This window comes from Leptospira perdikensis (genome assembly GCF_004769575.1).
In the GTDB taxonomy this organism is placed as follows: Bacteria; Spirochaetota; Leptospiria; order Leptospirales; family Leptospiraceae; genus Leptospira_A; species Leptospira_A perdikensis.
The window spans coordinates 158,082-184,886 of sequence record NZ_RQGA01000001.1; the positions used below are offsets into that span (position 1 = coordinate 158,082).

The window sequence follows — 26,805 nt, forward strand, 5'->3', positions numbered from 1 at the left end:
CTTACTGGGGTTTGTTCGCTACGATCTCCTTCTTATAGAAGGCATCGAGTAGTCCGTTAATAAACTGCGCTGATTCATCCGTTTCAAATTCTTTTGTGAGTTCCACAGCCTCATTGATGACAACAGGTGCCGCAAGGAAAGGTTCCTTTTGCAAACTCAAAATCGATAAACGTAAAATACAGCGGTTGACCACGGAAATACGCGAAAGTTCCCAATTCTCCGAATACTTCTTAATTAGAGTATCGATGCTTTTTCGATTTTCGACCACTCCTTTCACAAGAAAGACAGCATAATCCTTTTCTTCTCTAGTGATTTTTTTGTCATACCAATCGAATTTCATCGCCCGATCCGGATCCGTTCCGACGAGATCAATTTGGTAGAGGCACATTAAGGCGAGACTTCGCCCGCGGTGTCTAGAACTCATCCGATCTCTTTAAAAAGATTTGCCATTTCAATGGCTGTGGTTGCTGCTTCGTATCCTTTGTTACCCGCTTTGGTGCCGGCTCTTTCAATGGCTTGTTCGATCGATTCAGTCGTAATGACTCCAAAAATAACAGGAACCGATCCATCGGCGACTGACCCCACTTTGGCGGCTTCCCCAGAAACCAAATCATAATGAGAGGTGGCCCCGCGAATCACTGCCCCAAGGCAAACGATGGCAGAGAATTGGTATTTTTTGGACCCAAGGACACGTTTTACGGTTTGAGGGAGTTCGAAAGCACCAGGAACATAGATCACAGTGACATCACTATCACTAATCCCATGTTGTCTGTAAGCATCTTTTGCCCCTTTCAGTAGAGACTCAGTGATGAATTCGTTGAACTTTGAAACGATGACACAGTGTTTTTGTCCGTTTCCGATGCGGGTGCCTTCCAGTGTAGCTGTCATGTATCCAAAATCCTAGGGGGGTGTTATTTCGCAAGACGAATGACAAGGGTAATCTTTCCGTCTGGATTTTCTACCACTTCGAACCCATCTCTTTCGAGTGCTTTTTTGGCTCGGTAGATTGCCAGATTCACAACATTGGTTTTCTCTTCAGGTAGCTTTTCTGGTTCCCGGTTCATAAATCCCCTCTCACCTTTAAAGTTCGGAGTGCACACCATCCAATCTTAAATACCAATGGCTTTACAAGGTAGAATTGTTTTCCTCTTATGTCATATAGGAAGAAAATGAAGAAAAAGAAATCTGTGAAGAAGGCCAAAAAAAGGAAACCGGTAGTCTATGCCGAGAAGGACTTTATCGTAAAACCTTCCTCTGTCCCCAATATCGGAATGGGACTATTCACCAAACAAACATTATACAAGGGAGATACCGTTGGTTACTACATGGGTAAAATCATTACTGATGAACAAGCGGAATCAAACAAATACGTAGACTCAAAATACTTACTTTGGATCTGTAAAGACTGGTGGATTTATGGGGAAGGACGTGAATCCAATTACACCCGTTATATCAATCACTCCTCAAAACCTAACGCGGAACTCATCACATCTGTGCGATGGAAAACAGCTAGGTTTAAAGTTGTAAAAACCATCCCAGAAGGAACGGAAATTTTCTTTGATTATGGAAAGGACTATTGGGACAACGTCGACTTCAAACCGAAGTGATAGATGATAAGGCCAAAGGAAATCTTTGGCTTAAATAACCAAATAAAAACAACTAAAAACGGTCTTTAGAGGAGACCGTGATTCGAGAAAGATGGTTTGGAAGTGGACTCACCAGTTTCACTGGCCTCCAAAGCATCCATATAACGGATGACCGAATCATCCATACGGAAGACCCCTTCCGTGTTTTCTTTATGCATCAACCTACAAACCAAAAAGTTGGCAGCAAAGAAAAGGAGTGTAAGAACCAAGGGAAAACGATACCTTCGCGACATAGAAACCCTCCGATTAGGACAAGCGTCCTACCGGGAACTCCCTAGGCAAGAAATTTACGAAAAGAATTCTAATAGAAATCTTCGATTCGGATGTCAGGGAACGCATTGTTCTCCGCCTCCGCCGCCAAAAGAACCCCTTCGTCCAGATTTCCTGTGAGCATTGCCTCTAAAGCTAAAAAGAGATTCGTGTGCACATTGGTACGCCGAACCGCATAATCCACCATAGTTCCTGTCTTCATAATGAAGGCCCAATCACTACTTTGTAAGAGGAGGAGTTCCCTTCCCATTTGTTTTAAAATCCGTTTTTGTAGTTCGGTTCCTGACCCAAATTCATGCGCCCTTTTGTGCATTCGGATGCTCATTCCGTGGATGAGAGGGTAAATCCAATCATTGGTTGGGTTTAGCCATACCTCTCCATATCCATTTTCTCCCCAACTACTCATCTTCATCTCCACTGACTGGACACGAGGAAGAGAACGTGCCGCCTCCATAGGATGAGAGAGTTTGATTGTGTTTTGATTGAAGTGGATTTTTTTAAATAAAAATTCAATAAACTGTGGGCCTTCATACCACCAGTGACCATACAACTCGGCATCATAAGGTGAAACAATTACCGCCTGCTGTTTGTTAGCTTCGTATAACACTTCTGCTTGGTGGATGCGGTTTCGTAAAAAATCTTCCGCATGATTTCCGGCCGCTTCCATCGCCCAGTCCGGATGGTAATACCCTTTGTCCGAAGTTTTGCCGGTGATCCGAAAGTATTTGATACCTGTATTGATTCGCACCCCATTCGAATCTAAATAAGGAGAGATTTCTTCCCAAGGAAGGTCATGGCCAATGTCTCTATAGTATTCCCTATATCGAAAATCTCCCGGATACCCATCGATGGAGCTCCAAACTTGTTTGCTACTTTCGGGATCACGACCAAAAGCAAAAACGCCATGACCCACTTCCACCGGCGCATACACACCAAACTTTGGTCTTGGATTTCCATGTGTGATTCCATGGGTGTCGACAAAGAAATAACGAAAACCCTCTCGGTCGAGTTCCTCTTCTAATTTTTGTGTGTATCCACATTCCGAAAGCCAAATTCCTTTCGGATCTCGCCCCCAAATGCGTCGAAAAGTCCTTCTTCCATTTTTCAATTGGGAACGAAAGATTGAACTTTCCGAATCATAAAAAGGAAGGAAGGCATGTGTCGCAGGACTTGTCATCGCTTCCAATTCCCCTGACTCCACAAAAGGTAAAAACAGTTTGGTTAAGTCACCACCCTCTTCTTCAAAGATAGACTCAGTATCTAAAAAATGTTCTAAGTATCTTTTCGAAAGAAAATTTAAATGGGGATCTTTTACAGTGCGTTTGGTCTCCTGTTTTGCTAGTGTGATGAGATTTTTTAAATAATTACGAAACCTATTTTGTAAATAAGGATCCGTTAACATCAAAGAAAGTGTCGGAGTGAAAGACATGGTGATCCGGAAAGGAACCGATTCTTTTTTTAGATTCCGAAACACTCGGATGAGAGGGATATAGGTTTCAAGAATGGCTTCGTTTAGCCAATTTTCTTCAATAAATGGATTGTTATACCCAGGGTGTCTAACAAATGGTAGGTGGGCATGTAAAACAAATACCAAATGCCCTTTGATTAAATGATGCATTATAAAAGTCCTTTTCCTGACCCCGACCCATTTCCCCACCGCGACTGGGTTTGGTTTGGATCTGCACTTGATTCGCTGGGACCAACCTTACGTGGGTTCACATAAAACTCTGAGGCGTCTCCATCTTTGAAATAATACTCATCGTTCCCCATAGACTTAGCAACAATCCCTAACTCAATCCATTTAGGGTGGATCCACTCTTTGTCCAATCGAAAGGACTCGGTTCCTCCGGGAAGATCCTTTCCTGAAGAATGAAGGGCAGAAATTTCTTTTTTATGATAGGAAACAAGGATATAGGTTTGGATGTCCCGAACAGGAAACATAAACTTTAAATAATAAGATTCTGTATAAGGAGCTAACTCATAAAACTCGGTTCGTTCACTTCCAAAAATATTTTTATATTCTACCTTCAATCGAAAATGCAAACCATCAGTCGACGTTGTTTCCAATTCATCTAAAAGACTCTTCATGGTTTTTTCAGAAAATTTCCAAAATACAAAAGCCTCTTTTGGTGTGCGAACGAGGACTCGAATCAGATCTTCCGGTGGAAATTCCGGGTGTGAAGTAAACTTGGAATCGTTGTAAATGGATTTGAGTGGTGATTTTGGTGAGGGAATCTCCTCTGGTTTCACTGCTTTTTTGGCTGCAGTTTTCGAAGATTTTTTAGTAGCAGTGGCACTTGGTTTTTTCTTTTTAGGAGCTGATTTTTTTACTGGCCCATCTTTTTTTTCTTCATTCGCCATCCTCCAAGCTTAAAGACGAGAAACACCCACCTTCAATTCTTTTTTATTTGACGTTTGCTTTTTTTCCAAAATACAATCTATCCATACCAAATTGGGACAAACTATGAAAATCAATTATACCTGGAAACATTTAGACCGCTCCGAAGCGGCTGAAAAATACGCGGATGAAAAATTAGAACGAGTATCAAAATTCGTTCAAAAAATCGTATCCTGTGAAGTATCATTTGAAGCCATTCATGGAGAAATCCACGCTAACATGAAGTTACTCGCTGATGGTAATAATTTCAATGCTCACAACCAAGACAAAGATGTATATGTTTGTATCGATGGATTGGAAGATAAAATTCTTTCCCAAACAAGCAAACACCACGATAAAAAAAGCCAACACTAACTCTTTTATGATTCAGAAGTCGGAAGAAGCACTCACCTATCTTTCTAATGGTGAGTTTGAAACTGCGAAATCTCTTTATTCCGTACTTCTGGACAGGGATCCACTTGATCTTGCCTCCATCAGTGGATTTTATATTGCCAGTTTTTGGGACCATAGACTTGATCTAATTCTAAAAACAAGAGAAGGAAAAGATAGAGGCAAACTCCTGCTTTCTCTTTTTGCCGATTTTGAATCGGAAATTCGAAAACGTGGGTATCATAACACTGACAGTTTTTTTGCCACCCAAGACTGCATTCTAAAAGAAGCACGAGACCACTTAAAACTCGCCTACCAATGGGAAGGAGCGAATGCTCTCGACAAAGACTTGTTACGTGACCTAGCGGCTTGTCTTATCAAAATCAAAGATTACGGAATGGCTCTAGAAGTTTTACTTTACGGGGGAAACAAACAGTCCCCTGTCCTTTTGTACTTTTTAGCGGAAACACAAGTGATGACAGGAAATGAAAGAGAAGGAATCGAAACCTATCGAAATGCCTTTTTAAATGACCCGCAACTTTTTCCCCATACCATCGTTCGGTGGCCACCCCTTCTCACCCTCATCCAGAAGGCAAATGAGATCACCACAAAAGAAGAAGAGATGAAAGAACTCGTTCCCGTCCTTGCTTGGCGAGAAGGGATTTTTAATCCCCCTCTCAAAAAAGACGAATCCACAATCCAAATTTGGTTTTCGGAACTGAAGAGACTGGCGGATAGTAAAGAAAGAAGTGGTGGGTCGTTTCGTTTGGAAGCAAGGATCGAACAGTTCGCACTGGCCATCCTCCATTCGGCTGACGACATCCGTTCTAGAGATGCCGTCCAATTTGCCAAAGGATTTGTTTAGAGGTTTTTATCTTTCTACAGATTCGATAAGAAGTCTTAACTCATCAGCAGAAGACTCCCTTCCTGTTTTTTCATAATATAATTCGAGTTCTCGAAGTCCGTAAACAGCTCCAGGAGCCGATCGCAAACGATCGAGTAACACGCGTTTTTGGTAAGATTCATTTAGATCAAGGCTTGTTGGTTCATTTTGGTAGTTGTTTTGTTCAATCACAACACCAGCCGTATCTTGATTTCCAGTAAAAGTTGGTTCTTGAGAAGTGCGGCTCACAAGGATGAACACTAAACTGAGGGCCATCACAGCAGAAAAAGAATACTGAACGGTTCGGTTTTCGATTAAGTCTCGGAAAGTGAAGGAGATCTTTTGGTTGGGTTTGTCGATGGTAACGGATTCGAGGAGGTTGAAGAGGCGGGTGTCGAAGTCTTTTGACATTCGAGGAAGGATGGTGTCTTCCTTTTCCTTCACACGCTGGAAAAGAGAACAAATCTTATTTTCCAAAACCACATTGTCTGCCTCTTCCGGGAAGAGAGCCGGATATTGTGAACGAAACCAATCTTTTAAATTCATAAACTTATTTTTCAAAGAACCCTTCTCCCTTTTCGTCTTTCTGGATGAGGTGCTTCAAAAACTCCTTGGCCTTGAAGAGACGACTCTTAACAGTACCTACGTTACATTCCATGATCTCAGCAATTTCGTTATACGAAAGATTTTCGAAATAACGAAGTTCCAAAACCTGTTTGTAGGAATCTTCTAAGAGTGCGATCTTATCCATTAGATAACGAGACTCTTCAGAAAGTTCCAATTTTTTTTCATATCCGACACGAGAATCCACAAATTGGTTATCTCCCGAGTCATCCATGGGTTTTTCTCGACCCCTTTTCTTCTTAGCAAGCAAATCCTTGGACTTATTCACCACGATTCGGTAGAGCCAGGTATAAACCCCTGCCTCCGCACGAAAGTTTTGGATGGATTTATAACCAGAAATCAGGGCGTCTTGGACAATATCCTCCGCATCGTCTCCATCTTTTACCATGGAAACGGCTTTGCGGAACAATCGTTCCCGGAAAGGGGACACTAAGGTCATGTAGGCAGTCGGATCCCCTGCTTTGATCTTTTGGAGGAGGATTTTTTCCTTCTCCCGCAGGGTCATATTTTTGCCTTCTAGGGGGCGTGGCATGAGGCCCAGAATTTCGAATCCAAGAATTCTATCAATGTTTTTCGGTTGTTTGTTTGTGCTTTAGATCCGGTGAAACATGGTTTCGAGATCTTTTCTTGTGAGTTTGATGAGAGTGGGTCGGCCGTGAGGACAAAGGGATGGATTTTCACAGTAGGATAATCTTTGTAAAAGTTCCCCGATGATGGGGTCAGAGACTTGATCTCCCTTTTTGATAGCAGAACGACAGGCCACACATTTGGCCATTTCATCATAGAGTTCTTTGTCTTCTGGATCTTTTTGTTTGAACCTTTCCCATAAATCCAAAATGGTTTCTGTTTCTTTGCCGGGATCAATGTAGGATGGCACTTCTCGGATGAGAATGGTTCCACCCGAAAAAGGTTCGAGAGTGATTCCAAGTTCCAAAAACCGAGTCCGTTCTTCCAACATCTCTTCGGCTTCTTCTTTTGTCAGTTCCAGGCGAATGGGAGTGAGTAGGCTTTGTGACTTATACGCTTTGGATTTTAGGTCTCGCAAAACTTCTTCGTAACGAATCCTTTCGTGGGCCGTATGTTGATCGATGATATAGAGTCCATCCTCGGCTTCCGCAAGGATAAAGGTCTCAAATAGAACCCCGTAATGTTTTTTTGGAACAAAAAGATTGTGTTTGGTAAGATTCTCACCTAACAAATGCAGGTTGGTTCCAGCACCAATTCCTTCCAGCGAAAATCCTTGTCTTCCTTCAATGGAACTTGGGCCGATAAGTGTATCTCCATCGGTTTGGAGGTTTCCAAACATCCCTTGCCCAAATCCAAATCCTGGGCCACCAAACCCGGACCCTCCGGCATAAGATTCTCCCCCACGATTTTCATAGGGAATGGGCATCGAAAGTCTACGTCGCATTTCTAAAAATTCCACAGGGGTAGAAGTTCTTAAAACTTCTGTAATCCCTTGGAAAAGAATTCCTGTGATGGTTTCTTCTGATAAAAACCGGACTTCTTTTTTTTGCGGATGGACATTTACATCCACAAACTCACGAGGGAGATCAAAAAAAAGATAAGCATAAGGAAAGGCACCACTGGGCAGAAGTTCCCCATAACAACGTTTGAGAATTTGGGCAGAGAACTTTAATTCCACCGAACGGTTGTTCACAAAGAAAAACTGTCCGGCTCGAGAGGATTTATAAAAATCAGGATGAGAGATCCAACCGCGAAGGGTCATTCCATTCCGACTCGTTTGGATGGGAAGGAGATGGTCTCGGAGATTTTCACCGTAAACCGATAATACTCGTTCCAAACCGTCTTCGGGAACTACATTCAAAACTTCCTTTCCGTTCTGCAAATACCGAAATCCAATCTTTGGTTCGGAGACTGCCATGGTCTGGACACGAGCCCTGTTTTTTTTCTCTTCGCCCGTTTCTGTTTTTAAGAATTTCCGCCTAACTGGCGTATTATAAAATAAATCTTTGATTTCAATTTTGGTTCCTAAGAAAAAAGGAATTTCTTCTTCCTTTACAACCTTTCCCTCTTCGACTGTCACGCGGTAGGCGGTGCGATTTCCCTCTGTCCCTGATTCCAAAACCATCCGAGAAACAGATGCAATGGAGGCCAGAGCTTCGCCCCGAAACCCAAAGGTAAATAGATGTTCTAAGTCATGGAAATTTTGGATTTTAGAAGTGGCGTAACGTTTGATGGCAAGAGGTAAATCCTCTTTTTGGATTCCATGTCCATTGTCAGAGACAAGGATCCTACCGAACCCAGCGGAATCGGTGGCAATTTCAATCTTCGTGGCACCGGCATCGATGGAATTTTCGATGAGTTCTTTGAGAATCGAATGGGTGGATTCAATCACCTCTCCGGCGGCAATTTGGTTGATAAGATCCGCCGAAAGTGAATGAATGATGCCCATAGGACAATCATGGGATAGGGAACCTCCCTATCCAGAAAAATTTAGAGTGAATTACAGTCGGAGCAGGTGCCGGAAACCACAACATCTACGTGTTTCACTTGGAAGCCTAAACCTTCTAAATCGGTTTGGTCACTGAGTTTCAAAGGAGCCACGTCCAAAACCTTTCCACAATCGGAACAAAGCAAATGGGAGTGGTCTTCTAAAAACGCATCATAACGAACCGAATCCGATTCGATATTGAGTTTGTTTACCATCTTGTGTTCCACTAAGTATTCCAAGGAATTGTAGACAGTGGCAAAACTAATTTTGTCAGCTTTCCCTCTTACGGATTCAAAAACCATCTTTGCAGTCGGGTGGTCTTTTCTTTCTTTTAGGTCATGAAAAATAAGTTCTCTATGTTTTGTGAGTGCTTTCATACTATCGCCTTACCCTTAAATCATCTACAAATAATCAATGGGTCAAATGGAATTTGGTTTTTAGAATCCTTCCAGAAATTGATATTTGTCAATACCGAGGTTTTATGCCAGCATCCATCGACCAGTTTAAAACTTCACTTTCGCTTTGGGCGAGTGGAGTTTGTGTGATTACTTATGAATCAAAAGAAAAAAAAGGCGGAATTACTGTTTCTAGTTTTTCTTCTGTTTCCTTAGAACCGCCGTTAGTTTTATTCTGTTTGGCCAAAGACTCCAGCGCCAAAGAACCCATTGAAAAAGCCGGAAACTTCGTGGTGAATATTCTTTCTTCCGAACAAAAACAAATTTCCGCTGATTTTGCTTCTGGTTCCCTGGACAAAGCGGTAGTTTTGGAAGGACTAAAACCAGGAACTCTTTCCACCGGAGCCCCAGTTTTACCGGATTCGTTGGCCTCACTCGACTGTAAAGTGAACCAAACCATCGATGCTGGGGACCATTGGATCCTCATCGGTCTTGTGGAAGCTGTGGTAACTCGGGAAGGTTCTCCCCTCCTCTACTTCAATCGTAATTATAGGGAACTCGTTTAAGGAATCAGTATGGAAAAAGAGAAAGTTAGTCTGGAAGATGCAAAAGAACACGGACTTACAGAAACTGAATTTGTAGAGATCCAAAAGATCTTAGGAAGAATGCCAAACTCTACGGAACTGGGGATCTTCTCCGCCATGTGGTCGGAACACTGCTCTTATAAAAATTCAATTTTAAAATTAAAAACACTACCAACCAAGTCGGACAAACTTTTAGCGCAAGCTGGGGAAGAAAATGCAGGGGCCATGGACATCGGTGATGGTCTAGCAGTTGTTTTCAAAATCGAAAGCCACAACCATCCAACGGCCGTAGAACCTTACCAAGGTGCAGCAACAGGTGTTGGTGGGATCATGAGAGATATTTTTACGATGGGGGCAAGACCCATCACTTCTCTCAACTCACTACGGTTTGGTGATCCAAAAGAAGCTCGTAATAAATATCTTTTAACAAGAGCCGTCAAAGGAATTGGTGATTACGGAAACTCTCTTGGGATTGCTGTAGGTGGTGGAGAATTATTCATCCATCCGACTTTCACAAAAAATCCACTCGTCAATGCGATGACAGTGGGAATTGCTCGTCACGACCAAATGGCTTCTGCTTCTACCAAAGGAAAGGTAGGATACAAAGTGTACATCGTGGGTGCCACAACAGGAAGAGATGGAATCCATGGTGCCAGTTTTGCCTCCAAAGACCTAACCAAAGAATCCGAAGAAAAAAGATCCGCAGTACAGGTGGGTGATCCCTTTATGGAAAAACTTCTGATGGAAGCATCGCTCGAAGCCATCCAAAAGAACTTACTTGTAGGAATCCAAGATATGGGAGCGGCCGGAATTTCTTGTGCTACATCCGAGATGAGTGCCAAAGGAAAAACCGGAATGGACGTGGACTTAAACAAAGTTCCCCTCCGTGAGTCGGATATGAACGCTTACGAAATTATGCTTTCCGAATCCCAAGAACGAATGCTTGTCATTCCAGAAACAGGAAAGGAAGAAGAACTAGTTTCTATCTTCCACAAATGGGGACTGAATGCAGTGGAGATTGGAACGGTCACTGGTGATGGGATCCTTCGCATCCGAAAAGATGGAAAACTCAAAGCAGAAATCCCGGCAGACTCACTCGTACTGGGTGGTGGTGCCCCAAGATATGTAAGAGAAGAAAAAAGGCCGGCTTACCTCGATGAGGTGACAAAGTTTGATCCAAAAAAAATCAATGATTTGTCGAAAGACACGGTTTCCCAAACTCTAAACACCCTACTCTCTTCTTTAAATATCAGCTCCAGACGCCCCCTCTATGAACAATATGATACAGAAGTGGGACTTGTGAAAGTGGTAGAACCTGGGGAAGACGGCGGGCTCGTTCGGATCCCTGGAACCAAAAAAGGAATTGCTGTGGCCACAGACTGTAACTCGCGTTACACGTATCTGAACCCATACGAAGGGGCACAAATTGCTGTTTGTGAATCGGCAAGAAACGTTGCCTCTACGGGAGCGGAACCTTACGGGGTCACAAACAACCTAAATTTTGGAAATCCCTACATCCCAGAAAACTATTATATCTTTAGTGAATGTGTGAGAGGACTTGGGGATGCTTGTCGTTTCCTTGGACTTCCCGTAACTGGTGGAAACGTATCTTTTTACAATGAATCTCCAGAAGGACCAGTCTTCCCAACACCTACGATTGGTATGGTGGGAGTGATTGATGACGTGGCGAAAGGGATTCATACCTACCCTCGCATTGAGGAAGAAGTAGTCTATGCCCTTGTGGGAGAATTCCAGCCAACTATCTCTGCCTCAGAGTATCTTTACCGTTTTCATGGCCTAGACACAGGAAAAATTCCAACCATTTCTCTTGCGAAAGAAAAAGCGGCCATCGACACACTGATCTCTTGCCGTAAAGAAGGACTTCTCACTTCCGCAAAAGACCTGTCACTCGGTGGCCTTCTCGTGGCACTTGCTAAAATTGTAATTTCTGGAGACAAGGGACTCGAAGTCAACTTAGAAGGATTACAAAAAAGTTTTTCACGTCTAGACGAACTTTGTTTTGGTGAAACAGGTGCTACCTTTGTTGTGAGTTTCCTACCCAAAGACGAAGAGAAAGTCAAAGAAAAATACACCAAAGCAGGACTTGGTTTCACAACTCTTGGTAAATCCAATTCCAAATCTTCTCTTTCTGTCAAAGGAAATGGATTCCAATGGGAATGGACTTCCAAATCATTAGAAACAGAATTTGAAGCTGGGCTTAAAGGTTATTTCGAATAGACAAAACTAAATTTTGTTAGAGGATGGGCCGAATGCGCCTATCCTTCTATTCTTTTATTTTATTACTGCTTTGTATCCAATGTACAAGTATCGCCAAACGACAAGAATATGAAGATTCCCTCCGCGCTTACAAAAAAGCCAATCTAGAAAATGCAATTGATTACTTACCCACAGAAGAACGAAAAGGTTTTATTGCGATTCTCGAACGAGCGCATTTGAGCTTTTTAAAAGGCGAAACAGACTACAAACATCTAGCAACATTAGCAGAAGAAAGTAAGGAACGCCTTCGTTTCAGTGCCTCAAGATCCCTAAAATCTTTTTTCTATATGGAAACTGAAGAAGGATACTACGCCTCTGAAGCAGAAATCATCTACCTCCATATCCTCCTTGGATTGTATTATGTAAGAGCGGGTGAATACGATAAAGGAAAAATCCAAGCGCGGTATGCGGGGAACTTACTTAGTGGGGAATGGAGTGCAGAAGGCCAATTTGATGACCCCACCTTACGTCTATTACTTGCTTCCCTTTGGCTTTCCACTGGTTCCATCGAAGAAGCCAAAGTGGATTTCAGAAAAGCAAGCCAATTAAAACCCCAATCGAGTACTTTACGTGCGATGGCAAATGAAAGGTATTCCGAAAATGAAGAGTTTATTTTAGTATTTGGTGGTCCTGGAGCCGAACCAGAAATGGACCCTTCCGCAAACCTAAACTTTATCCGAGGACTTAGAAATTTAAAATTTCGCCAAACAGGAAAACAAACCCCTCTGACGATTGTGGATGGCGTAAATAAAACACCACTTGTTTTAGAAAAAGATACCTTAGGTTGGTATGAACGACACCTAACTCGCGATAACGAAATCTCAGAACTCATCCAAGACTCTAAATACTTCCAATTAGTTTCTGCTAGTGCCCTAAAAGAAGGAACCAAAGGAACAGTCAAAGTCACCGGTGCCATCCTTGTCAGTGCGACTATCGTTGCCCTTGGTGCCGGTATTGTTTATTTAGGTGCCGAGGCAAACTCAAGTGAGTTAGGTGCCGTCGGTATTACAATTATGATTACTGGTTTCAAATTGGGAGCTGAATGGATTGAAACTTCTTATGATGATGCCAGAAGAAATATGCGAAAAGATTTAGATATCTCTGATGATTATCGTTATGTTCGGTTTTTTCCCGAATATGTTTGGCTGGGAAAGTCAAAGTCTACCCTTACCTCTCCCAAACTGATCATGAACAAAGACACACTTCCTTATGTTTTAAATCCTGCTATGGGAAAAGTTAAAGTTCGGTTTTGTTTTTTCCCAGACAATCAAAGGCCATAACCTTCCACTCGACTAGTTTTTAAAAAATTGGTTTGTTCCGACCAAACAATTTGATTAGTTTCCAAACTCACAAGAAAAAGTGTCACCGTGATGTATTGGATCCGAGATCCGGATTCATAATTTACAACTTCATTGATCTCACCTTTGATTTTATGCGAAGGTGATTTAAACTTACCAACCGCCAAACGCGATTCAGACGAAACCATTCCCGTTTTTCCAAATGCCATCTCTGCACTGGCTTCTTCCCTGATAGAGGTATCCACAAAAGGAACCTTCTCTTTTGTGAGTTGGTTTAAAATTTCATTACTGATGAGTTTGGTATCAATATGTTCTGACGTAGAATTTTGGATTGCTTTCCATTCTAAATACCCAGTTTTCAAATCCGTCTTATAATATGTGGATAAGGAGTGGCTCATACTTCGAGCCGTTTCTTTGACTTCCAAAACTCCCCATTGTTTGGTGGCCTTGGCCTTATCTATTTTTTGATAGGAAACAGAAGAACAACTAACAAATACATACGATAAAAAAAGGAAGAGGAATAAAATACGCATTGAGGAGAGTTTGGTGGGAGTTCGGGAGTTTGGCAAGAAAGAATGTGAGGGTATGGTGATCCCCGCCCGATTAGAGGGTGGGGAACTAGACCCGCCACCCAATGGTTCTCCTTTACCACGGATGACCAAAACTTGCGATCCCAATCCGGATCTTCCAATTTTTTTTAGAAAAATGTTCATACTTATGCATTATTTTTATTTTTCTACGAGCGCCTCCAGTCTGTTAGTGGATAGAACTCTCATAGATCACGGACCGGGCCACTCCGGGGTGCGCTTCTCGCTTCCGTCCTCCGACGGTTCCCGCCGAAGGACCAAGCCCTACGTCTCCCTGGCGCAGGGCCCCCATCGTAATTTCAAAATTTGACAGCCTTTGATCAAAATATTGTCTTGAAACTTTCTCTTTTCTTTTCAGAATACTGGATTAACTTATGGGTAAATTTTTAATTCGATTCAGCTTTCTTCTCGTCCTCCTCGCCATTTTGTTCGCGGGTTATACTTGGCTCACACTCCAGTGGAGTTATTCTGAAGGAGATCGTGCAGGTTACATTCAAAAACTTTCCAAAAAAGGTTGGGTTTGCAAAACCTGGGAAGGAGAGATGGCCCTTGTTACTATGCCCGGAACAATGACTGAAAAATTCTACTTTAGCATTCGAGACGAGGCCATTGCAGACCAGTTGAACGGATCGATTGGCAAAAGGGTTGTTTTAGAATATGAAGAACATGTTGGAGTTCCTTTTAGTTGTTTTGCGGAGACCAGCTATTTTGTCACCGGAGTCAAAACGGTCCAAGAAGTTCCCCCTCTGTAACTCGATAAGTTCACCTCCTATTTAGATATTTATTGTAATGTCTAAATAGGATGATCTTCCCTCCTTAAGTCCACCTTTGACTTTTTAAGATCATTACATTGATGAATGTGCCCCCTTATAACCTGAAAATCTTCCCTTAGTTTCGCATACCTAAACCGTCGAGCCTACTTTCTATATTTGAATCGAAAAGGTAAGTGAGTTTCCTTTTTTTGTGAGTAAAAAAGGAAACTTGATTGCAAATTTCACTTTACATATTTTTACTATACATATAATTAGTATAATGATTCTCGCAGAACAAACCCATACTTCTACGAACGTCTATGAACCCATCCAAAAATGGAATGGGCGGGATCTCGGCCTTCTCACCGGAGAGAAAGGAATGTACCGACTCGCTCATTTTTGGCAATATGCCTTGGTTTGTTCGGGTTTTCAGGTTTTTAATCTGGATTGCGCCATTCGATTCAACCCCCTTATGATCGCAGAAGAAACACGAAAACAGAATTTAGCCCCAGAACCATTCTTAGAACAAATCCAAATCCAAAGAGCATTCACACCCTATCAGATTTTGGATGCACTCAAAAAGATGCTAATCTCAGAAGAAGGAAATACCATCTATTTCTTGTTAGCTCCATGTAAACAATTTCTAGATGGGGATGTCAAGGATGATGAAGGTTTATTTTTATTGAATTTAATGTTAGAATTAATCGAACAATTTCCCGACAAAGATGTTCCACTACTCATCATTGAATCTTGGAAATATTCACACAAAAACTTTCAAATATTTTTTCCAAAACTATTACGCGTCACACAAAATCTATGGGAACTAAAAGTGGAAAAAGATTTTTCTCGCATCCGTACGAGAAAAACTTCCATTACGGGTATTTAATATGGGACGAACGATAACACCCTACTCTCGCCAAATGTTACAGATAGAAGAAAATCTATCCGACTTCCGCAAAGCACTTCGAAAGTCTGACCAAGAAATATTCGATGACCTAATCCGAACTGCTAAGTTACAGGTACAAGCTGGTGTTATGGCATCTCTACCGTACCCTATTGATTCAATGATTCTTTCCATGCTCATCGAACTAAAGAAAGACATTACAAAACTAAAACTTCATTTAGAAAAAATCCCTGATAAATAGAATCCTATATAAATGAAATGGAAATATTCAAAGGTTACTTGTTTGATATCTACCACTCAGAACAAAAAATCTACCTTTGGATAAAATCAGACTCAGGAGAACTCAAATTATTCTTTGATGAATTTTATCCAATCATTTACGCAAATGCCTCACCGAATATTTTAAAAAAACTGGTCAAAAGATTCTACGAATTAGATGCATTGGCTGAAATACCAACATTCACAAAAAAATTCCTCTTTTATGAAAACAAAGAAATTTCTGTTCTTAAGTTGGTGCTTTCTAAACCACAACTTTTACCCAAAATTACCAACAAACTTTTCTATCTCTATGGTAAGTATGATATCTACCATTCTGATATTGAAATCACTACAGGTTATATGGTAGAGAAGGACATATACCCCCTTGCCTACTTAGAAGTATGTTCCGAACAAACAAAAAATGATCTCTCTCGAATCAAAACTGTTCGTTCTCTTACAAATATCCATGAGCTAGATTACAAAGTTCCAAACATAACAACAATATCCATTTTTTTAGAAAAAAGCCACAGAATTTCTCTTACCAAGAACACGTTGGTGGTAAAAACGAATTCAGGTAATTACAAAATCCCAACAGACAATTCACTAGAACTCATTCATGAGCTAAATTATATATTTAAAAAACATAATCCAGATATGATTTTATCTGACTATGGTGACCAAATCATATTTCCTCATCTTTTCAAATGTGCACAAGAAAATCACATAACAACAGAATTCGATAGAGATAAAACAAGCACAATACGACGTTCCATCCAAACCAAAGGAACTAGCTTTAATACTTACGGAACAATTGTCTATCGAGCCCCATCTTATCCTCTTTTTGGGAGATGGCATATCGATTCGAAAAATGGCTTTGTTTATAAAGAAGCAGATCTTATGGGAGTGATAGAGCTAGCACGCATTTCTCGTTTACCAATTCAAAAAATGGCAAGAGCCTCTACAGGAAAAGCGCTCACTTACATAGAGGTAGATGTGGCACTCCGAATGAACTACTTAGTGCCTTGGCAAAAAAGTGCCTTAGAAGCACCAAAAACCGCCTTAGAGCTGCTAAATGCTGATAAAGGAGGGCTTGTATTCCAAGCAGACACACAAAATGGATTTGTATTAGAAAATGTAGCACAACTGGACTTTTCCCAAATGTACCCGAAAGTCATGGTCTTACACAACATTTCACCCGAAACAATCAACTGTCTATGTTGTATAAACGATCCAACAACGGAAACAGTACCTTCCCTAGGATACCGAATCTGTAAGAAAAGAAAGGGAGTAGTTTCCGAAGCACTATCTCATATTGTAGCAAGACGAACCTATTACAAAAAACAAAGTAAAGAAACAAACCATCCGAACAAATCCGATATAGATCAAAAACAATCCAGTTTAAAATGGATGCTTGTCACCTCATTCGGTTACTTAGGTTATCGTAATGCCAAATTCGGAAAATTAGAAAGTCACGAATCTGTAACAGCATTCGGAAGAGAAAAATTAATCATAGCAAAAGAAGTTGCAGAAGAATATGGATATAACTTGATACATGCTATCACTGACTGTATATTTATCCAAAAACAAGACAGATCACCTATAAAAACAGAAACCCTAGAAGAAATATGTAAGATCATCCAAAAAAAAACAAAAATAGCAATGGATATCGAAGGTATATTCTCTTGGATATCTTTTCCTCCATCTACCACAGATGAAAAAATGCCAGTTGCCAATCGTTATATGGGACGTTTCATTGATGGAAACTTTAAAGGACGAGGAATTATCTTAAGACGAAAAGACTTTCCCATTTATATAAAAAAGGCTCAAAATGAAATGATTCAATGGATGTGTAAGTTTCAAACTATCAAAGAAATGCAATCAAAGGAAATAGAAATTTTAGAAATATTCGAAAAATATGACAAACCACTTTCGGAAGGCTCTGTCAACTGGAGAGAACTACTCCTCCAAAGATCCACCTCCAAAGATCCAGAAAGTTATACTGTCGATGCACCTAGTGCAGTCGCAGTCAAAGACCTATTAGAAATGGGAGTTCACGTCCAAGCAGGAGAAAAAGTTCGGTATTTAGTGGTGAATAAAAAATCAGATCAAAAAGGAAAAAGATATAAAACCGAAGAACGAATCGAAACAAAGGGTCTCTTGAATATCATAAGATACGACAAGAGCTACTACAGAAAATTACTTCTTAGGTCATTCAAAGAAATTTGGCTAAGTCTTGCAAGTTTCATTGATTTTGAAAACTTAATTAGCGACGAACAACTATTACCCTTCAAAATCTAAAAGTAAGTAATTTAAAATTATCAATATATACAAATTTACTTTTATTGCATAAAATCAAAAAAAATATCTTAATTCGTAATAAAAAAATACACGTTAGATGAGAATTTCTAACACTAATTCAAAAAACGTTTGCGTAAACCCTCAGACAAAAAAGACTCAGATTCGTTTTTCCATAAATGGGACTCAGGGGGCGAAGCTATGCCCTCTACCCCCAATATAACAGAAATTCGACTGCCTTAAAATTAAGAAAAAACAAAGCCTAAATAAAATTATGTCTCATAAGAAAATCCCAGCCAATACCTGCAAAAGAAGGATAAATATACGAATAACGCATAAATCACAAGAGTCAGCAATAAACGCTACACAGATAAGCATCGAACTCAGGCCAATAAACGCTTATCGCTAAGCCAACAAAGAGTGACGCAATAAACGAAAGTCTACACAACAAGGAAGCGGAGCCAAAAGAATAAACAACTTTTCGCATACAGTTCGTTATACGCCATTTCGTAAAAATCACCTTAAATCAGCAAAAAATTAAGGAAATTGAAAACAGAAGGTAAAATCTTTAAGAAATTCAATTTCTCATTTATTGACTTTTTCTACTGAATTTGGAAAATTAACATATGAAGGTAGAAACCAAAAAGGAATTGATTGAGGAATTAACCAAAATTAAACCAATTCTAAATAATGATTTTGGTGTTCTGAAAATCGGCGTCTTTGGGTCTTTTGCTAAAGATACAGTTAACTCGAATAGCGATGTTGATTTACTCGTTGAAATGAAATCTCCCGATTTTGATTCTTTTGTTGGTTTAAAAATATTTTTAGAAAATCTTTTTGAACGCAATGTTGATCTTGTTCGAAAAAGGAATCAAATTAAACCTTCCTTTCTCAATAGAATTCAAAAAGATATTATAAATGTCTGAAGAAATATACGAAAGGTTCGAATTTATTCTTGAATCGATCGTAATCATTGAAAATAGATTCTTAAAAATTAAATATCCGGATGATCTAATTAATTCCCAAGATGGAATTACTATACTTGATTCAATTGCAATGAGATTACAAGCAATCGGAGATAATCTTAAATCTGTTACAAAATTAGATAATAAATTTCTAAATAATTATCCCGATACGGACTGGGAAAAAATTATGAAAATGAGAGACGTGATTTCTCATCATTATGAAGGTCTTGATCACGAAATAATTTATAATATCTGTAAAAACAAAATACCTGAATTAAAACTTACTGTTCAATTAATTCTTGAACAACTCAACGGCGTATAACAGCGACTTACCGCTACGCTTCGGGACATCGCCCTCGCTCGGGCTACGCCAAATTCCCCTTCTGGCATTCGCCTTGCTTACGCAAGCTACATGCCAGTCCCTAACGTCCCGTTTCCGGGACTCAGGGTCGGGGAACTTCGGTAAGTCTATTCGTTATACGCTATCTGGTAAAAATTAAATATGAAAGAAGTAGAAATAGGACAAGAAATTTCAAATGAACAATTAACCGAAATATTCGAAGTCGGTAATATGGGAGGAATGAGAAAAAGCCTAAAAAATAACCTCTTAGTACTTATTTCAGATCCTTATAAAGGTTATTATACTGACCGCTGGGATGGAAACATTCTATATTACACAGGCACAGGTAAATTAGGTGATCAAAAATTAGAAAAACAGAATGCCGATTTAGCAAATTCGATTAAAACTGGATTGCAAATTCATCTTTTTGAAGTCTTTAATCCCAAAAAATACTTCTATCATGGAAAAGTGAGATTTACCGGTGATGTTCTAAAAGAAAAACAGAAAGATATTGAAGGAAGAAATAGAGATGTAATTATCTTTCCTCTAGAAAAAATCACACACAACTATTTAGTTGAACTTGAGTATTTAAAACATAAAGAAAACTTATCTGATTCAGAAATTAAAAAAAAGAATTCAAAAGAAATCAAAAATCTATTAGATAATTATAAACCTAAACCTTCTAGCAAAAGATTAATCTCTTCTATTTTTTATGAAAGAAACTCTATCCTAAAAGAATATGTTAAAAGAAGAGCAAATGGAAAATGTGAACTCTGCAACGACAGTGCTCCGTTCCTAGATAATAAAGGAAATCCATTCTTGGAAGTTCACCACATTATCTGGTTATCAAAGAATGGTGAAGATTCTATTGAAAATACTGTTGCGCTTTGCCCTAATTGTCATAGAAAAATGCATATTCTAGAAGATAAGAATGATATGGAAAAATTGATTAAAATCCCTAAACAATTACCAGACAGCGTATAACAGCGACTTAACGCTTCGCTTCGGGACTAGCCCTCGCTCGGTCTGCGACACATTCCCCTTCTGTCACTCGCCTGCATTCGCAAGCTACGTGCCAGTCCCTAACGTCCCGCCGGGACTCAGGGTCGGGGAACGTCGTTAAGTCTAGTTCGTTAGTCGCCATTATTTAAAACTATTCATAAGGAACATCAATGTCTAACGGAACATTTTTTTTAGCTAGGTATCACAAATTAGGATTACTCACGAATGAACTCTTAGAACAATTAGTTAGAAATGCAGCCAAAATTAATATTAGGGAAAATATTTGGACGATTATCGATACGAAAATTGGAACCGATAAAAAATATATTTTTGGAAAAATGGTAAAATATGCCCATGAAGGCAGTGTCACTCGTGTAGATGAACTAAAAAATGAATCTATCATTGAAATAATTCCTGAGCTTACTTTGGCTAGTAGTCCATTCGTAATTTTGCCAGATTATTCTGCGATAGCATATCTTCATGTTTGGAATCAGATTGAGCAATTCACTTTTATGCGGCGATTTGAAGAAATAATACATTTTTCAGCACATGGCTTTTTTGCAGAAATTGAACTTGAAAGTATAACAAACCTCGATGAATTTTTTATTCGATTTAATAAATTCGATCGAATCGTAAAAATAAAGTCAAAAATAAATCCACCAAACCCATTATTTGGTCACTTATGGGGTCCTCTTAAAGATTATCTTAAAAACCGAAACCTTGAACAATTGAAACTCGATGAAGAAAGTAAAAAAAATAATAGCATAGAAACTAGTAACCTTAAAAGTCTAATCGAATCAATAGTAGCAAGAAAAGATTTAAAAATAATTAATCCAAATTCCATCCCAATAGGAGACATGGCGGTATTAATGTCAGCTGATGGATATGGTAAATCAAGTATTGTGGGCGACATTGATGGAAAAACTGAAGTTTTGCACACCTATGAGAATTCCAGTAATTTCAAACTTGATAAGGATTCAAGTGCAGAATCACTCTATGTCGAAGCGAAAAAAATTCTTGATGATGTAGAAAAAAATCGGTATCTAGACCATGAATAAAATTGGAGATTTTTTTCGTGCAATTTTCATTTCAATAGAGTTTGTATTAATACTTTTTTTAATTAATATAAAAATCTTTTTCAATTCAATAGTAATTAAAATGAGTTATCCAATTCAAAAACTCATCGACTCAAATTTCATAATCATTTTTACTATCTATATTCCACTTATACTTGCATCACACTATTTGTTGAAAGATATACTTTTCCGTCCTAAAAATTCTAAAATACTTATTGAATGGCCACTATATCCTTCATTGAAAATGAGATGCCTGATATTAATTTTATATCCAGTAGCAGGATTAATCATTTCTATTATTCTACTTATTTTCCAAGAAGAAATTAATTTACAAAATATACCTTTTCTGTTATTTATTACGATTATTCCTTCCATTTCAGGGATAATATCGTCATATATCGCACATATAGAATTGAATGAAATATTAATCCGATATACAAATAACGGCGACTAACAACGACTTAACGCTTCGCTTCGGGACTAGCCCTCGCTCGGTCTACGACACATTCCCCTTCTGTCACTCGCATGCATTCGCAAGCTCCGTGCCAGTCCCTAACGTCCCGCCGGGACTCAGGGTCGGGGAACGTCGTTAAGTCTAGTTCGTTATGCGTAATAAATGTAAAATAGGTTCTAAACAAAACGACTTATGAAAATTAAAAAAGAATTTGAAAATTGGGCAATAAATCTATCCGGATGTGATGGCGGAAATCTAGACGGAAAAATATGGTTGTCAGGAATTGAATGGGGAGGGGGTCAAAATCCAAAGTTGTTGAATTTTGAAAAAGAAACAAAAGAGTTAGCTAACGCAACTCCAGTAAGATCTTCAAGTGAAACAGAACGAATTTTGGCTAATAAGGATCGAAAGAATACATACGATTTAAATGCTTATAAATTATTATCAGTAATAGCAAAAAATGACCATCTGGATAACTTCAAATTTAAAGAATTTATCCTCAACGAAAGACCATTTGAAAAAAAATCAAATTATTTTAAACTAAACATATATCCAATTAGTTTTCGGAACACTAGTGATTCACTATGGAACGATGAATGGAAAAATAAAACTGGATTTGAAAATAAATATTTATATAAACTTTGGTGTTGGAAATTTAGATTTTCCTTTTTACAAAATCTAGTTATAAACCATTCACCGAAACTCATAATATGCGTAGGGAAAACTTATATCACAGATTTCATCTTTGCTTTTGAAGGAATTGATAAATTAAGGGCACACAATGAGATTAACTTTCATAAAGTAAACAATAATGATTTAGCTTGCCTTAAGGTTAATAACGGAAAAACGCTTTTATGCATTACTCCATTTTTAACTAATGCAGGCAATCTTGTAGGAAATGAAATAATTTCCGCATTTGGCAAAAAAATAAGAAACTTAATATAGCAAATATACATTTACTACGCATAACAGCGACTTAACGCTTCGCTTCGGGACTAGCCCTCGCTCGGTCTACGACACATTCCCTTTCTGTCACTCGTTTGCATCCGCAAACTCCGTGCCAGTCCCTAACGTCCCGTCCGGGACTCAGGGTCAGGGAACGTCGTTAAGTCTAGTTCGTTATGCGAAAGCGTTTAAAATTTGAACAAATGAAAACTAATTTAACAATTTTACTAGAGAAATTTGCAAGTGACACTTGGAAAAAAATAAGATTAGGATATCTTTATTCTTGTAGTCAAATAGAAACTACAATTACAGATAACCATCTGCTTGAATTTTCAATTGCAAATGTAAACAATTTAAGAATCTACAAAGCTAAGGGATTAGACGAACCTAAAAAAGGATTTGACTGGGAATGGTGGGTTGGTTCTTACAACAGAGGATATTATAGATATTCAATACAAGCAAAATTATTGCATTATGCTGATAATAAATACTATTCGTTGCGGTATGCCGTAAAGGGAACTCAACAAATTGATATTCTTGAAAGTTTCTCAAAATCCCAAAACTCTATTCCATTATATTGTTTTTATAACTCAAGACCAATAAATATAAATAATTCTACTTCTTGGCATTGTAATTTACCATACGATACAGAACAACTTGGTTGCACACTAGTGCCAATAGATCATGTAAAAAAATATATTCAGAAAAGATCAACACGAACATTTGAAAGCTTACATAGCACAATTGATGCTATACCCTGGAGATGTATAGTAACTTGCCCTTCATTTTTTCCTAGAAAAAATTTAATTAATCAACTAAGTCCGAAAAATAGAGAAGTTCGCTTAGTAATGGAACTTCCAGACTTTCTTAAAAAAAGAAATAAAGAAGATGAAAAATATACTATAGAATTACCTGACAAATATTATGACTCGGATCTCGGCGGGAAACCCAAAAATATTTTGGTTTTTGAATTAGAAAATTAAAATATACAAAAAACGCCATCGCATAACAGCGACTTAACGCTTCGCTTCGGGACGAGCCCTCGCTCGGTCTACGACACATTCCCCTTCTGTCACTCGCTCGCAAACGCAAGCTACGTGCCAGTCCCTAACGTCCCCTCCAGGGACTCAGGGTCGGGAAACGTCGTTAAGTCTAGTTCGTTATGCGTAATTGCTCAAATAGCATCTATGAAAATTAATAAAGAATTTCCAATATCATTTAATATTCAACTCAACTATATTAATGAAAAAGCCTCAATAGATGAAAGATTATTCATTAAGAAATTTAATTCTTATTTTGGACAATTTGATCTAAAAGCATTAGAAAGCATCCTCCATCCTTACAAATCAGGTATCACAATTGGGAGATTTTCTGAATCTAATGCAAAGAAAATTATAAATGAATACAAAGATTTAAAGCTAAAACTTACGGAGAGGAATCCAACACTGAGAAATAAAATTCTCATTCATTCCGAAAATGATGCCCTACAGAAGGCCAATGATTATTTGAATCAAAAATCAGCAGATCTAGAAGCCGATGAGTATATAATTACTAAAACTGAAGTAAAACAATACGGCTGGCTCGTCTATTTCACAAATAAAAAATATGTCGAAACTAACGATGAATCCTTTCTTTTATTCGGCAATGGTCCTTTTATTATCAATAAATACGATGCAAGCATTTATCAAATTGGTTCTGCAAATCCAGAAACCCAAATCTATAAATATGAATTAGAATATTTCCCAGATTTTGTAGGCTCGTTTGAATACGTTCAAAAAGAATTAACTCGTATTTTAGGAAATGAAGAAGATATTTTTTTATTCGACACCTAAAGATTGTAATTCAGCCCAACAGTTTCGCAACTACGCATAACAGCGACTTAACGCTTCGCTTCGGGACAGGCCCTCGCTCGGTCTACGACACATTCCCCTCTGTCACTCGCCTGCATCCGCAAGCTACGTGCCAGTCCCTAACGTCCCGTCTGGGACTCAGGGTCGGGAAACGTCGTTAAGTCTAGTTCGTTATACGAAAATGGAAAAATAAATGTATTATCTTCAAAAAGAAAAGACACATATTACTCACACCACTATTTCAAGATATCTACTTGAAAAAATACTACAACAAGTTGATTTTACAGAATTAATTTCGAATAGACACAAAACAACAAATGGATTCATTTTAGTTAAAGAAATAAAAAATCTAAGTGCTCTAACAATAGAAAGAAGTAAAACTGTACATCGATTACGGGAAGTAATACTGGAATCGAAAAGTAAAAAGCTAATTACAAGTCTTAAAAATGACCGGATAATAAAAAAATATTGTAAAGATATAATACAATATTTTGAGTCTATAGATATAAAAGCACTCAATGAAAACAACTTTACGTTAATATCGGAAATCAAGAATAAATCAGAAATCCACTATATAAGACTCTATATAGATTATTTAAAACTTTTAAAAATCGAATTTCTATCAATAGATCTCGATAGTACCCAAGAAGCCAGAGAAATAGAAAAAATAGACGAAATAGTTCAATGTTTTATCCCATTTCTACTAGAGGAAGGCTACTCACCTCAGAATATATTTCATTTATGTATCAAATTGATTCAAAAACCAAAAAAAAATTTAGTCGAACTATTTTTTAGATTATTTTCAGGAGAACAACACGCCAAAACCTTTGCCATAAGGACTCAATCAGAAGTACCAAATCCATTCATTCAACACTTAGAAAGAAAAAAAATTATATATTGCAGGGTAAATTTGCTAGAGGCAAATAAACCTGTTGAAATAAACCAAAATGAAGAAATCTTAATATTTTCAAAAACGACAACCGATCCATTTACATTCCTTAGGCAAATGTATGATGATTCGCTTAAAAATCATGTTAGTTCTAAAGACAGAAAATCTTTAAATCTATTTATAAATTATTTTGATTCACTATATTTTAAGGAAAAGCAGCATACTAGATTCCAGAAAGCGCTCTTTGGTGTAGATCCTTTAAATGTTTCAGCAAGAAGAAATACACTACATAACACCTTAAATAAATGTTCAAAATATTATAAGTTTGATAATACTGTTGAAGATAACCTACCAAACATTAATGCAATCTTCGATTCGGTTTACTTTTACAACCTTGCGCTAGGTTCAAAATCAATTGAAAACTCAATTTTCTTACTTTGGACATCCCTTGAATCACTAATACCATATAGAATAAAAGGATCAGATATAGAAAATGTCTGTTACTTCTCTTCGAAATTTCTTAGCATAGGTTCAATAGGTAGAAAAATTTTCTCGTTTTTACAACGATTAGAAAATATTAAAAAATATGTTCCTGAACTGAAGGAATCATCATTAATTCCAAATTTTGATAACATTTACGACTCAAATAATGTTCTAAAAGCATTTCGCTGGTTATTAGAGTCACCCGAAGCTGGAAATGATCCATTTAATTTAATAAATTCATCTTCACCCCTCTTAGCGAAGCAATATTTAGAAATAAATTCAAACTGGTCAAAGGAAAAAATATCATTGTTTTCAGATATAATAAATCATTCTTCTGAATCGGTGAAATATCAATTAGATCGAATTTATCTATACAGAAATAGAGTTGTGCACTCTGCCTATGTTATTAACGAATATTCAAATCTTTGGCATCACTTAGAGTGGTATGTGGGCAAGTTACTAAGCTATTGCTTTATTCTAAATTTAAAAATCGAAAATCCTGATGTTGAGTTTGATCGAAAATTTGCATTCATGCAATTAGAAGGAAATATCGACACCCTATTAAATCAACTTAAAGAAAGCCAAGATAGATCGATTGTTGATTCCCCACAAATCATCGCTATGCTTTGCGAACACTTATGGCTATTCTTTTAAATTTCCATCTTCGTATAACAGCGCCTTCCCGCTACGTTTCGGCACAAGGCCTCACTCGGCCTTCGGCAAATTTTCCGCTCCCCTAACGCCTTCTGCGAAGGCTCAGGGCGGAAAACTTCGGGAAGACTAATTCGTTATGCGAAACTAAACAA

General features: G+C 38.3%; 29 protein-coding genes. 18 read left to right on the forward strand and 11 right to left on the reverse strand.

The features are described 5' to 3' along the window. Position 1 precedes the first annotated feature (1 nt). The 3 genes from nusB to EHQ49_RS18705 are packed head-to-tail and all read right to left on the reverse strand — an operon-like array spanning position 2 to position 1,064. Positions 2-424 carry a transcription antitermination factor NusB gene (gene nusB, locus EHQ49_RS00745; protein ID WP_135575359.1) on the reverse strand — a complete coding sequence of 141 codons (423 nt, stop codon included), beginning with the start codon at positions 422-424 and terminating at the stop codon, positions 2-4. After that, on the reverse strand, positions 421-888 hold the full coding sequence (ribH, locus tag EHQ49_RS00750; RefSeq protein WP_135575361.1) for a 6,7-dimethyl-8-ribityllumazine synthase: 468 nt from the start codon (positions 886-888) through the stop codon (positions 421-423). The genes nusB and ribH overlap by 4 nt, the downstream gene beginning before the upstream one ends. A gap of 23 nt (positions 889-911) precedes the next feature. Next, the gene (locus tag EHQ49_RS18705) at positions 912-1,064 is read right to left on the reverse strand and encodes a hypothetical protein (RefSeq protein WP_167482665.1); all 153 of its coding nucleotides are present in this window, start codon (positions 1,062-1,064) and stop codon (positions 912-914) included. Positions 1,065-1,169: 105 nt separating this feature from the next. Here EHQ49_RS18705 and EHQ49_RS00755 point away from each other — a divergent pair, with 105 nt between their 5' ends. Continuing rightward, positions 1,170-1,607, forward strand: a complete 438-nt coding sequence (locus EHQ49_RS00755; RefSeq protein WP_135575363.1) for an SET domain-containing protein — start codon at positions 1,170-1,172, stop codon at positions 1,605-1,607. Positions 1,608-1,672: 65 nt separating this feature from the next. On the opposite strand, the gene EHQ49_RS00760 is transcribed toward EHQ49_RS00755, so the two are convergent. The 3 genes from EHQ49_RS00760 to EHQ49_RS00770 all read right to left on the reverse strand — a co-directional run bounded on the left by EHQ49_RS00760 (position 1,673) and on the right by EHQ49_RS00770 (position 4,277). Beyond that, a complete protein-coding gene (locus EHQ49_RS00760) occupies positions 1,673-1,879 on the reverse strand; it encodes a hypothetical protein (RefSeq protein WP_135575365.1) in 207 nt (68 codons plus the stop codon). Positions 1,880-1,947: 68 nt separating this feature from the next. Continuing rightward, on the reverse strand, positions 1,948-3,534 hold the full coding sequence (locus tag EHQ49_RS00765; protein ID WP_135575366.1) for a glycoside hydrolase family 57 protein: 1,587 nt from the start codon (positions 3,532-3,534) through the stop codon (positions 1,948-1,950). Continuing rightward, positions 3,534-4,277 (reverse strand): hypothetical protein, encoded by a 744-nt coding sequence (locus EHQ49_RS00770; RefSeq protein WP_135575368.1) that lies wholly within the window; start codon positions 4,275-4,277, stop codon positions 3,534-3,536. The genes EHQ49_RS00765 and EHQ49_RS00770 overlap by 1 nt, the downstream gene beginning before the upstream one ends. Before the next feature lie 103 nt (positions 4,278-4,380). On the opposite strand from EHQ49_RS00770, the gene hpf reads away from it, so the two are divergent. Together hpf and EHQ49_RS00780 are read left to right on the forward strand one after the other, a co-directional pair. Continuing rightward, positions 4,381-4,668, forward strand: coding sequence for a ribosome hibernation-promoting factor, HPF/YfiA family (gene hpf, locus EHQ49_RS00775; RefSeq protein WP_135575370.1), 288 nt, complete (start codon positions 4,381-4,383; stop codon positions 4,666-4,668). A gap of 7 nt (positions 4,669-4,675) precedes the next feature. Further along, positions 4,676-5,548, forward strand: coding sequence for a hypothetical protein (locus EHQ49_RS00780; protein ID WP_135575372.1), 873 nt, complete (start codon positions 4,676-4,678; stop codon positions 5,546-5,548). 6 nt (positions 5,549-5,554) lie between these two features. Here the strand turns inward: EHQ49_RS00780 and EHQ49_RS00785 are convergent, their stop codons facing one another. From EHQ49_RS00785 to EHQ49_RS00800, 4 genes are read right to left on the reverse strand one after another with little or no spacing between them, the layout of a single operon-like run. Next, a complete protein-coding gene (locus EHQ49_RS00785) occupies positions 5,555-6,112 on the reverse strand; it encodes an LIMLP_12425 family protein (protein WP_135575450.1) in 558 nt (185 codons plus the stop codon). A gap of 4 nt (positions 6,113-6,116) precedes the next feature. Continuing rightward, positions 6,117-6,722 carry an RNA polymerase sigma factor gene (locus EHQ49_RS00790; protein ID WP_004784002.1) on the reverse strand — a complete coding sequence of 202 codons (606 nt, stop codon included), beginning with the start codon at positions 6,720-6,722 and terminating at the stop codon, positions 6,117-6,119. Positions 6,723-6,782: 60 nt separating this feature from the next. Then, on the reverse strand, positions 6,783-8,606 hold the full coding sequence (mutL, locus tag EHQ49_RS00795; protein ID WP_135575374.1) for a DNA mismatch repair endonuclease MutL: 1,824 nt from the start codon (positions 8,604-8,606) through the stop codon (positions 6,783-6,785). A 41-nt stretch (positions 8,607-8,647) separates the two neighbouring features. Next, entirely contained in the window at positions 8,648-9,022 is a 375-nt protein-coding gene (locus EHQ49_RS00800) for a Fur family transcriptional regulator (protein WP_135575376.1), read from the reverse strand. Positions 9,023-9,126: 104 nt separating this feature from the next. Between EHQ49_RS00800 and EHQ49_RS00805 the strand changes: the two genes are divergently transcribed. From EHQ49_RS00805 to EHQ49_RS00815, 3 genes are read left to right on the forward strand one after another with little or no spacing between them, the layout of a single operon-like run. Beyond that, complete coding sequence (locus EHQ49_RS00805) at positions 9,127-9,606, forward strand: flavin reductase family protein (RefSeq protein ID WP_135575379.1); 480 nt, start codon at positions 9,127-9,129, stop codon at positions 9,604-9,606. A 9-nt stretch (positions 9,607-9,615) separates the two neighbouring features. Continuing rightward, a complete protein-coding gene (gene purL, locus EHQ49_RS00810; protein ID WP_135575381.1) occupies positions 9,616-11,862 on the forward strand; it encodes a phosphoribosylformylglycinamidine synthase subunit PurL in 2,247 nt (748 codons plus the stop codon). A gap of 32 nt (positions 11,863-11,894) precedes the next feature. Then, a complete protein-coding gene (locus EHQ49_RS00815) occupies positions 11,895-13,181 on the forward strand; it encodes a hypothetical protein (protein ID WP_135575383.1) in 1,287 nt (428 codons plus the stop codon). Here EHQ49_RS00815 and EHQ49_RS00820 read toward each other — a convergent pair. Beyond that, positions 13,169-13,912, reverse strand: coding sequence for a penicillin-binding protein activator LpoB (locus EHQ49_RS00820; protein WP_244241286.1), 744 nt, complete (start codon positions 13,910-13,912; stop codon positions 13,169-13,171). The genes EHQ49_RS00815 and EHQ49_RS00820 overlap by 13 nt on opposite strands. Positions 13,913-14,160: 248 nt before the next feature. Here EHQ49_RS00820 and EHQ49_RS00825 point away from each other — a divergent pair, with 248 nt between their 5' ends. The 12 genes from EHQ49_RS00825 (at position 14,161) to EHQ49_RS00880 (ending at position 26,653) form a co-directional block, all read left to right on the forward strand. Next, complete coding sequence (locus EHQ49_RS00825; RefSeq protein ID WP_135575387.1) at positions 14,161-14,538, forward strand: hypothetical protein; 378 nt, start codon at positions 14,161-14,163, stop codon at positions 14,536-14,538. 280 nt (positions 14,539-14,818) lie between these two features. Further along, positions 14,819-15,424 carry a hypothetical protein gene (locus EHQ49_RS00830; protein ID WP_135575389.1) on the forward strand — a complete coding sequence of 202 codons (606 nt, stop codon included), beginning with the start codon at positions 14,819-14,821 and terminating at the stop codon, positions 15,422-15,424. Between the two features lies 1 nt (position 15,425). Continuing rightward, a complete protein-coding gene (locus EHQ49_RS00835) occupies positions 15,426-15,683 on the forward strand; it encodes a DUF8156 family protein (RefSeq protein ID WP_135575391.1) in 258 nt (85 codons plus the stop codon). A gap of 17 nt (positions 15,684-15,700) precedes the next feature. Beyond that, positions 15,701-17,998, forward strand: a complete 2,298-nt coding sequence (locus EHQ49_RS00840; protein ID WP_135575393.1) for a DNA polymerase domain-containing protein — start codon at positions 15,701-15,703, stop codon at positions 17,996-17,998. A gap of 623 nt (positions 17,999-18,621) precedes the next feature. Then, entirely contained in the window at positions 18,622-18,921 is a 300-nt protein-coding gene (locus tag EHQ49_RS00845) for a nucleotidyltransferase family protein (RefSeq protein ID WP_135575395.1), read from the forward strand. Continuing rightward, on the forward strand, positions 18,914-19,282 hold the full coding sequence (locus EHQ49_RS00850; RefSeq protein WP_135575397.1) for a HepT-like ribonuclease domain-containing protein: 369 nt from the start codon (positions 18,914-18,916) through the stop codon (positions 19,280-19,282). Before EHQ49_RS00845 ends, EHQ49_RS00850 begins: the two co-directional genes overlap by 8 nt. Before the next feature lie 180 nt (positions 19,283-19,462). After that, positions 19,463-20,284 carry an HNH endonuclease gene (locus EHQ49_RS00855; RefSeq protein ID WP_135575399.1) on the forward strand — a complete coding sequence of 274 codons (822 nt, stop codon included), beginning with the start codon at positions 19,463-19,465 and terminating at the stop codon, positions 20,282-20,284. A gap of 188 nt (positions 20,285-20,472) precedes the next feature. After that, positions 20,473-21,360 carry a hypothetical protein gene (locus tag EHQ49_RS00860; protein ID WP_135575402.1) on the forward strand — a complete coding sequence of 296 codons (888 nt, stop codon included), beginning with the start codon at positions 20,473-20,475 and terminating at the stop codon, positions 21,358-21,360. Positions 21,361-22,024: 664 nt separating this feature from the next. Continuing rightward, positions 22,025-22,777: a hypothetical protein gene (locus tag EHQ49_RS00865; protein ID WP_135575404.1), complete on the forward strand. Its 753-nt coding sequence runs from the start codon at positions 22,025-22,027 to the stop codon at positions 22,775-22,777. A 203-nt stretch (positions 22,778-22,980) separates the two neighbouring features. Further along, positions 22,981-23,760, forward strand: a complete 780-nt coding sequence (locus EHQ49_RS00870) for a hypothetical protein (protein WP_135575406.1) — start codon at positions 22,981-22,983, stop codon at positions 23,758-23,760. A gap of 204 nt (positions 23,761-23,964) precedes the next feature. Then, positions 23,965-24,609, forward strand: coding sequence for a YrhB domain-containing protein (locus EHQ49_RS00875; RefSeq protein WP_135575408.1), 645 nt, complete (start codon positions 23,965-23,967; stop codon positions 24,607-24,609). A gap of 211 nt (positions 24,610-24,820) precedes the next feature. Then, entirely contained in the window at positions 24,821-26,653 is a 1,833-nt protein-coding gene (locus EHQ49_RS00880; RefSeq protein WP_135575411.1) for a hypothetical protein, read from the forward strand. Positions 26,654-26,805: the final 152 nt, after the last annotated feature.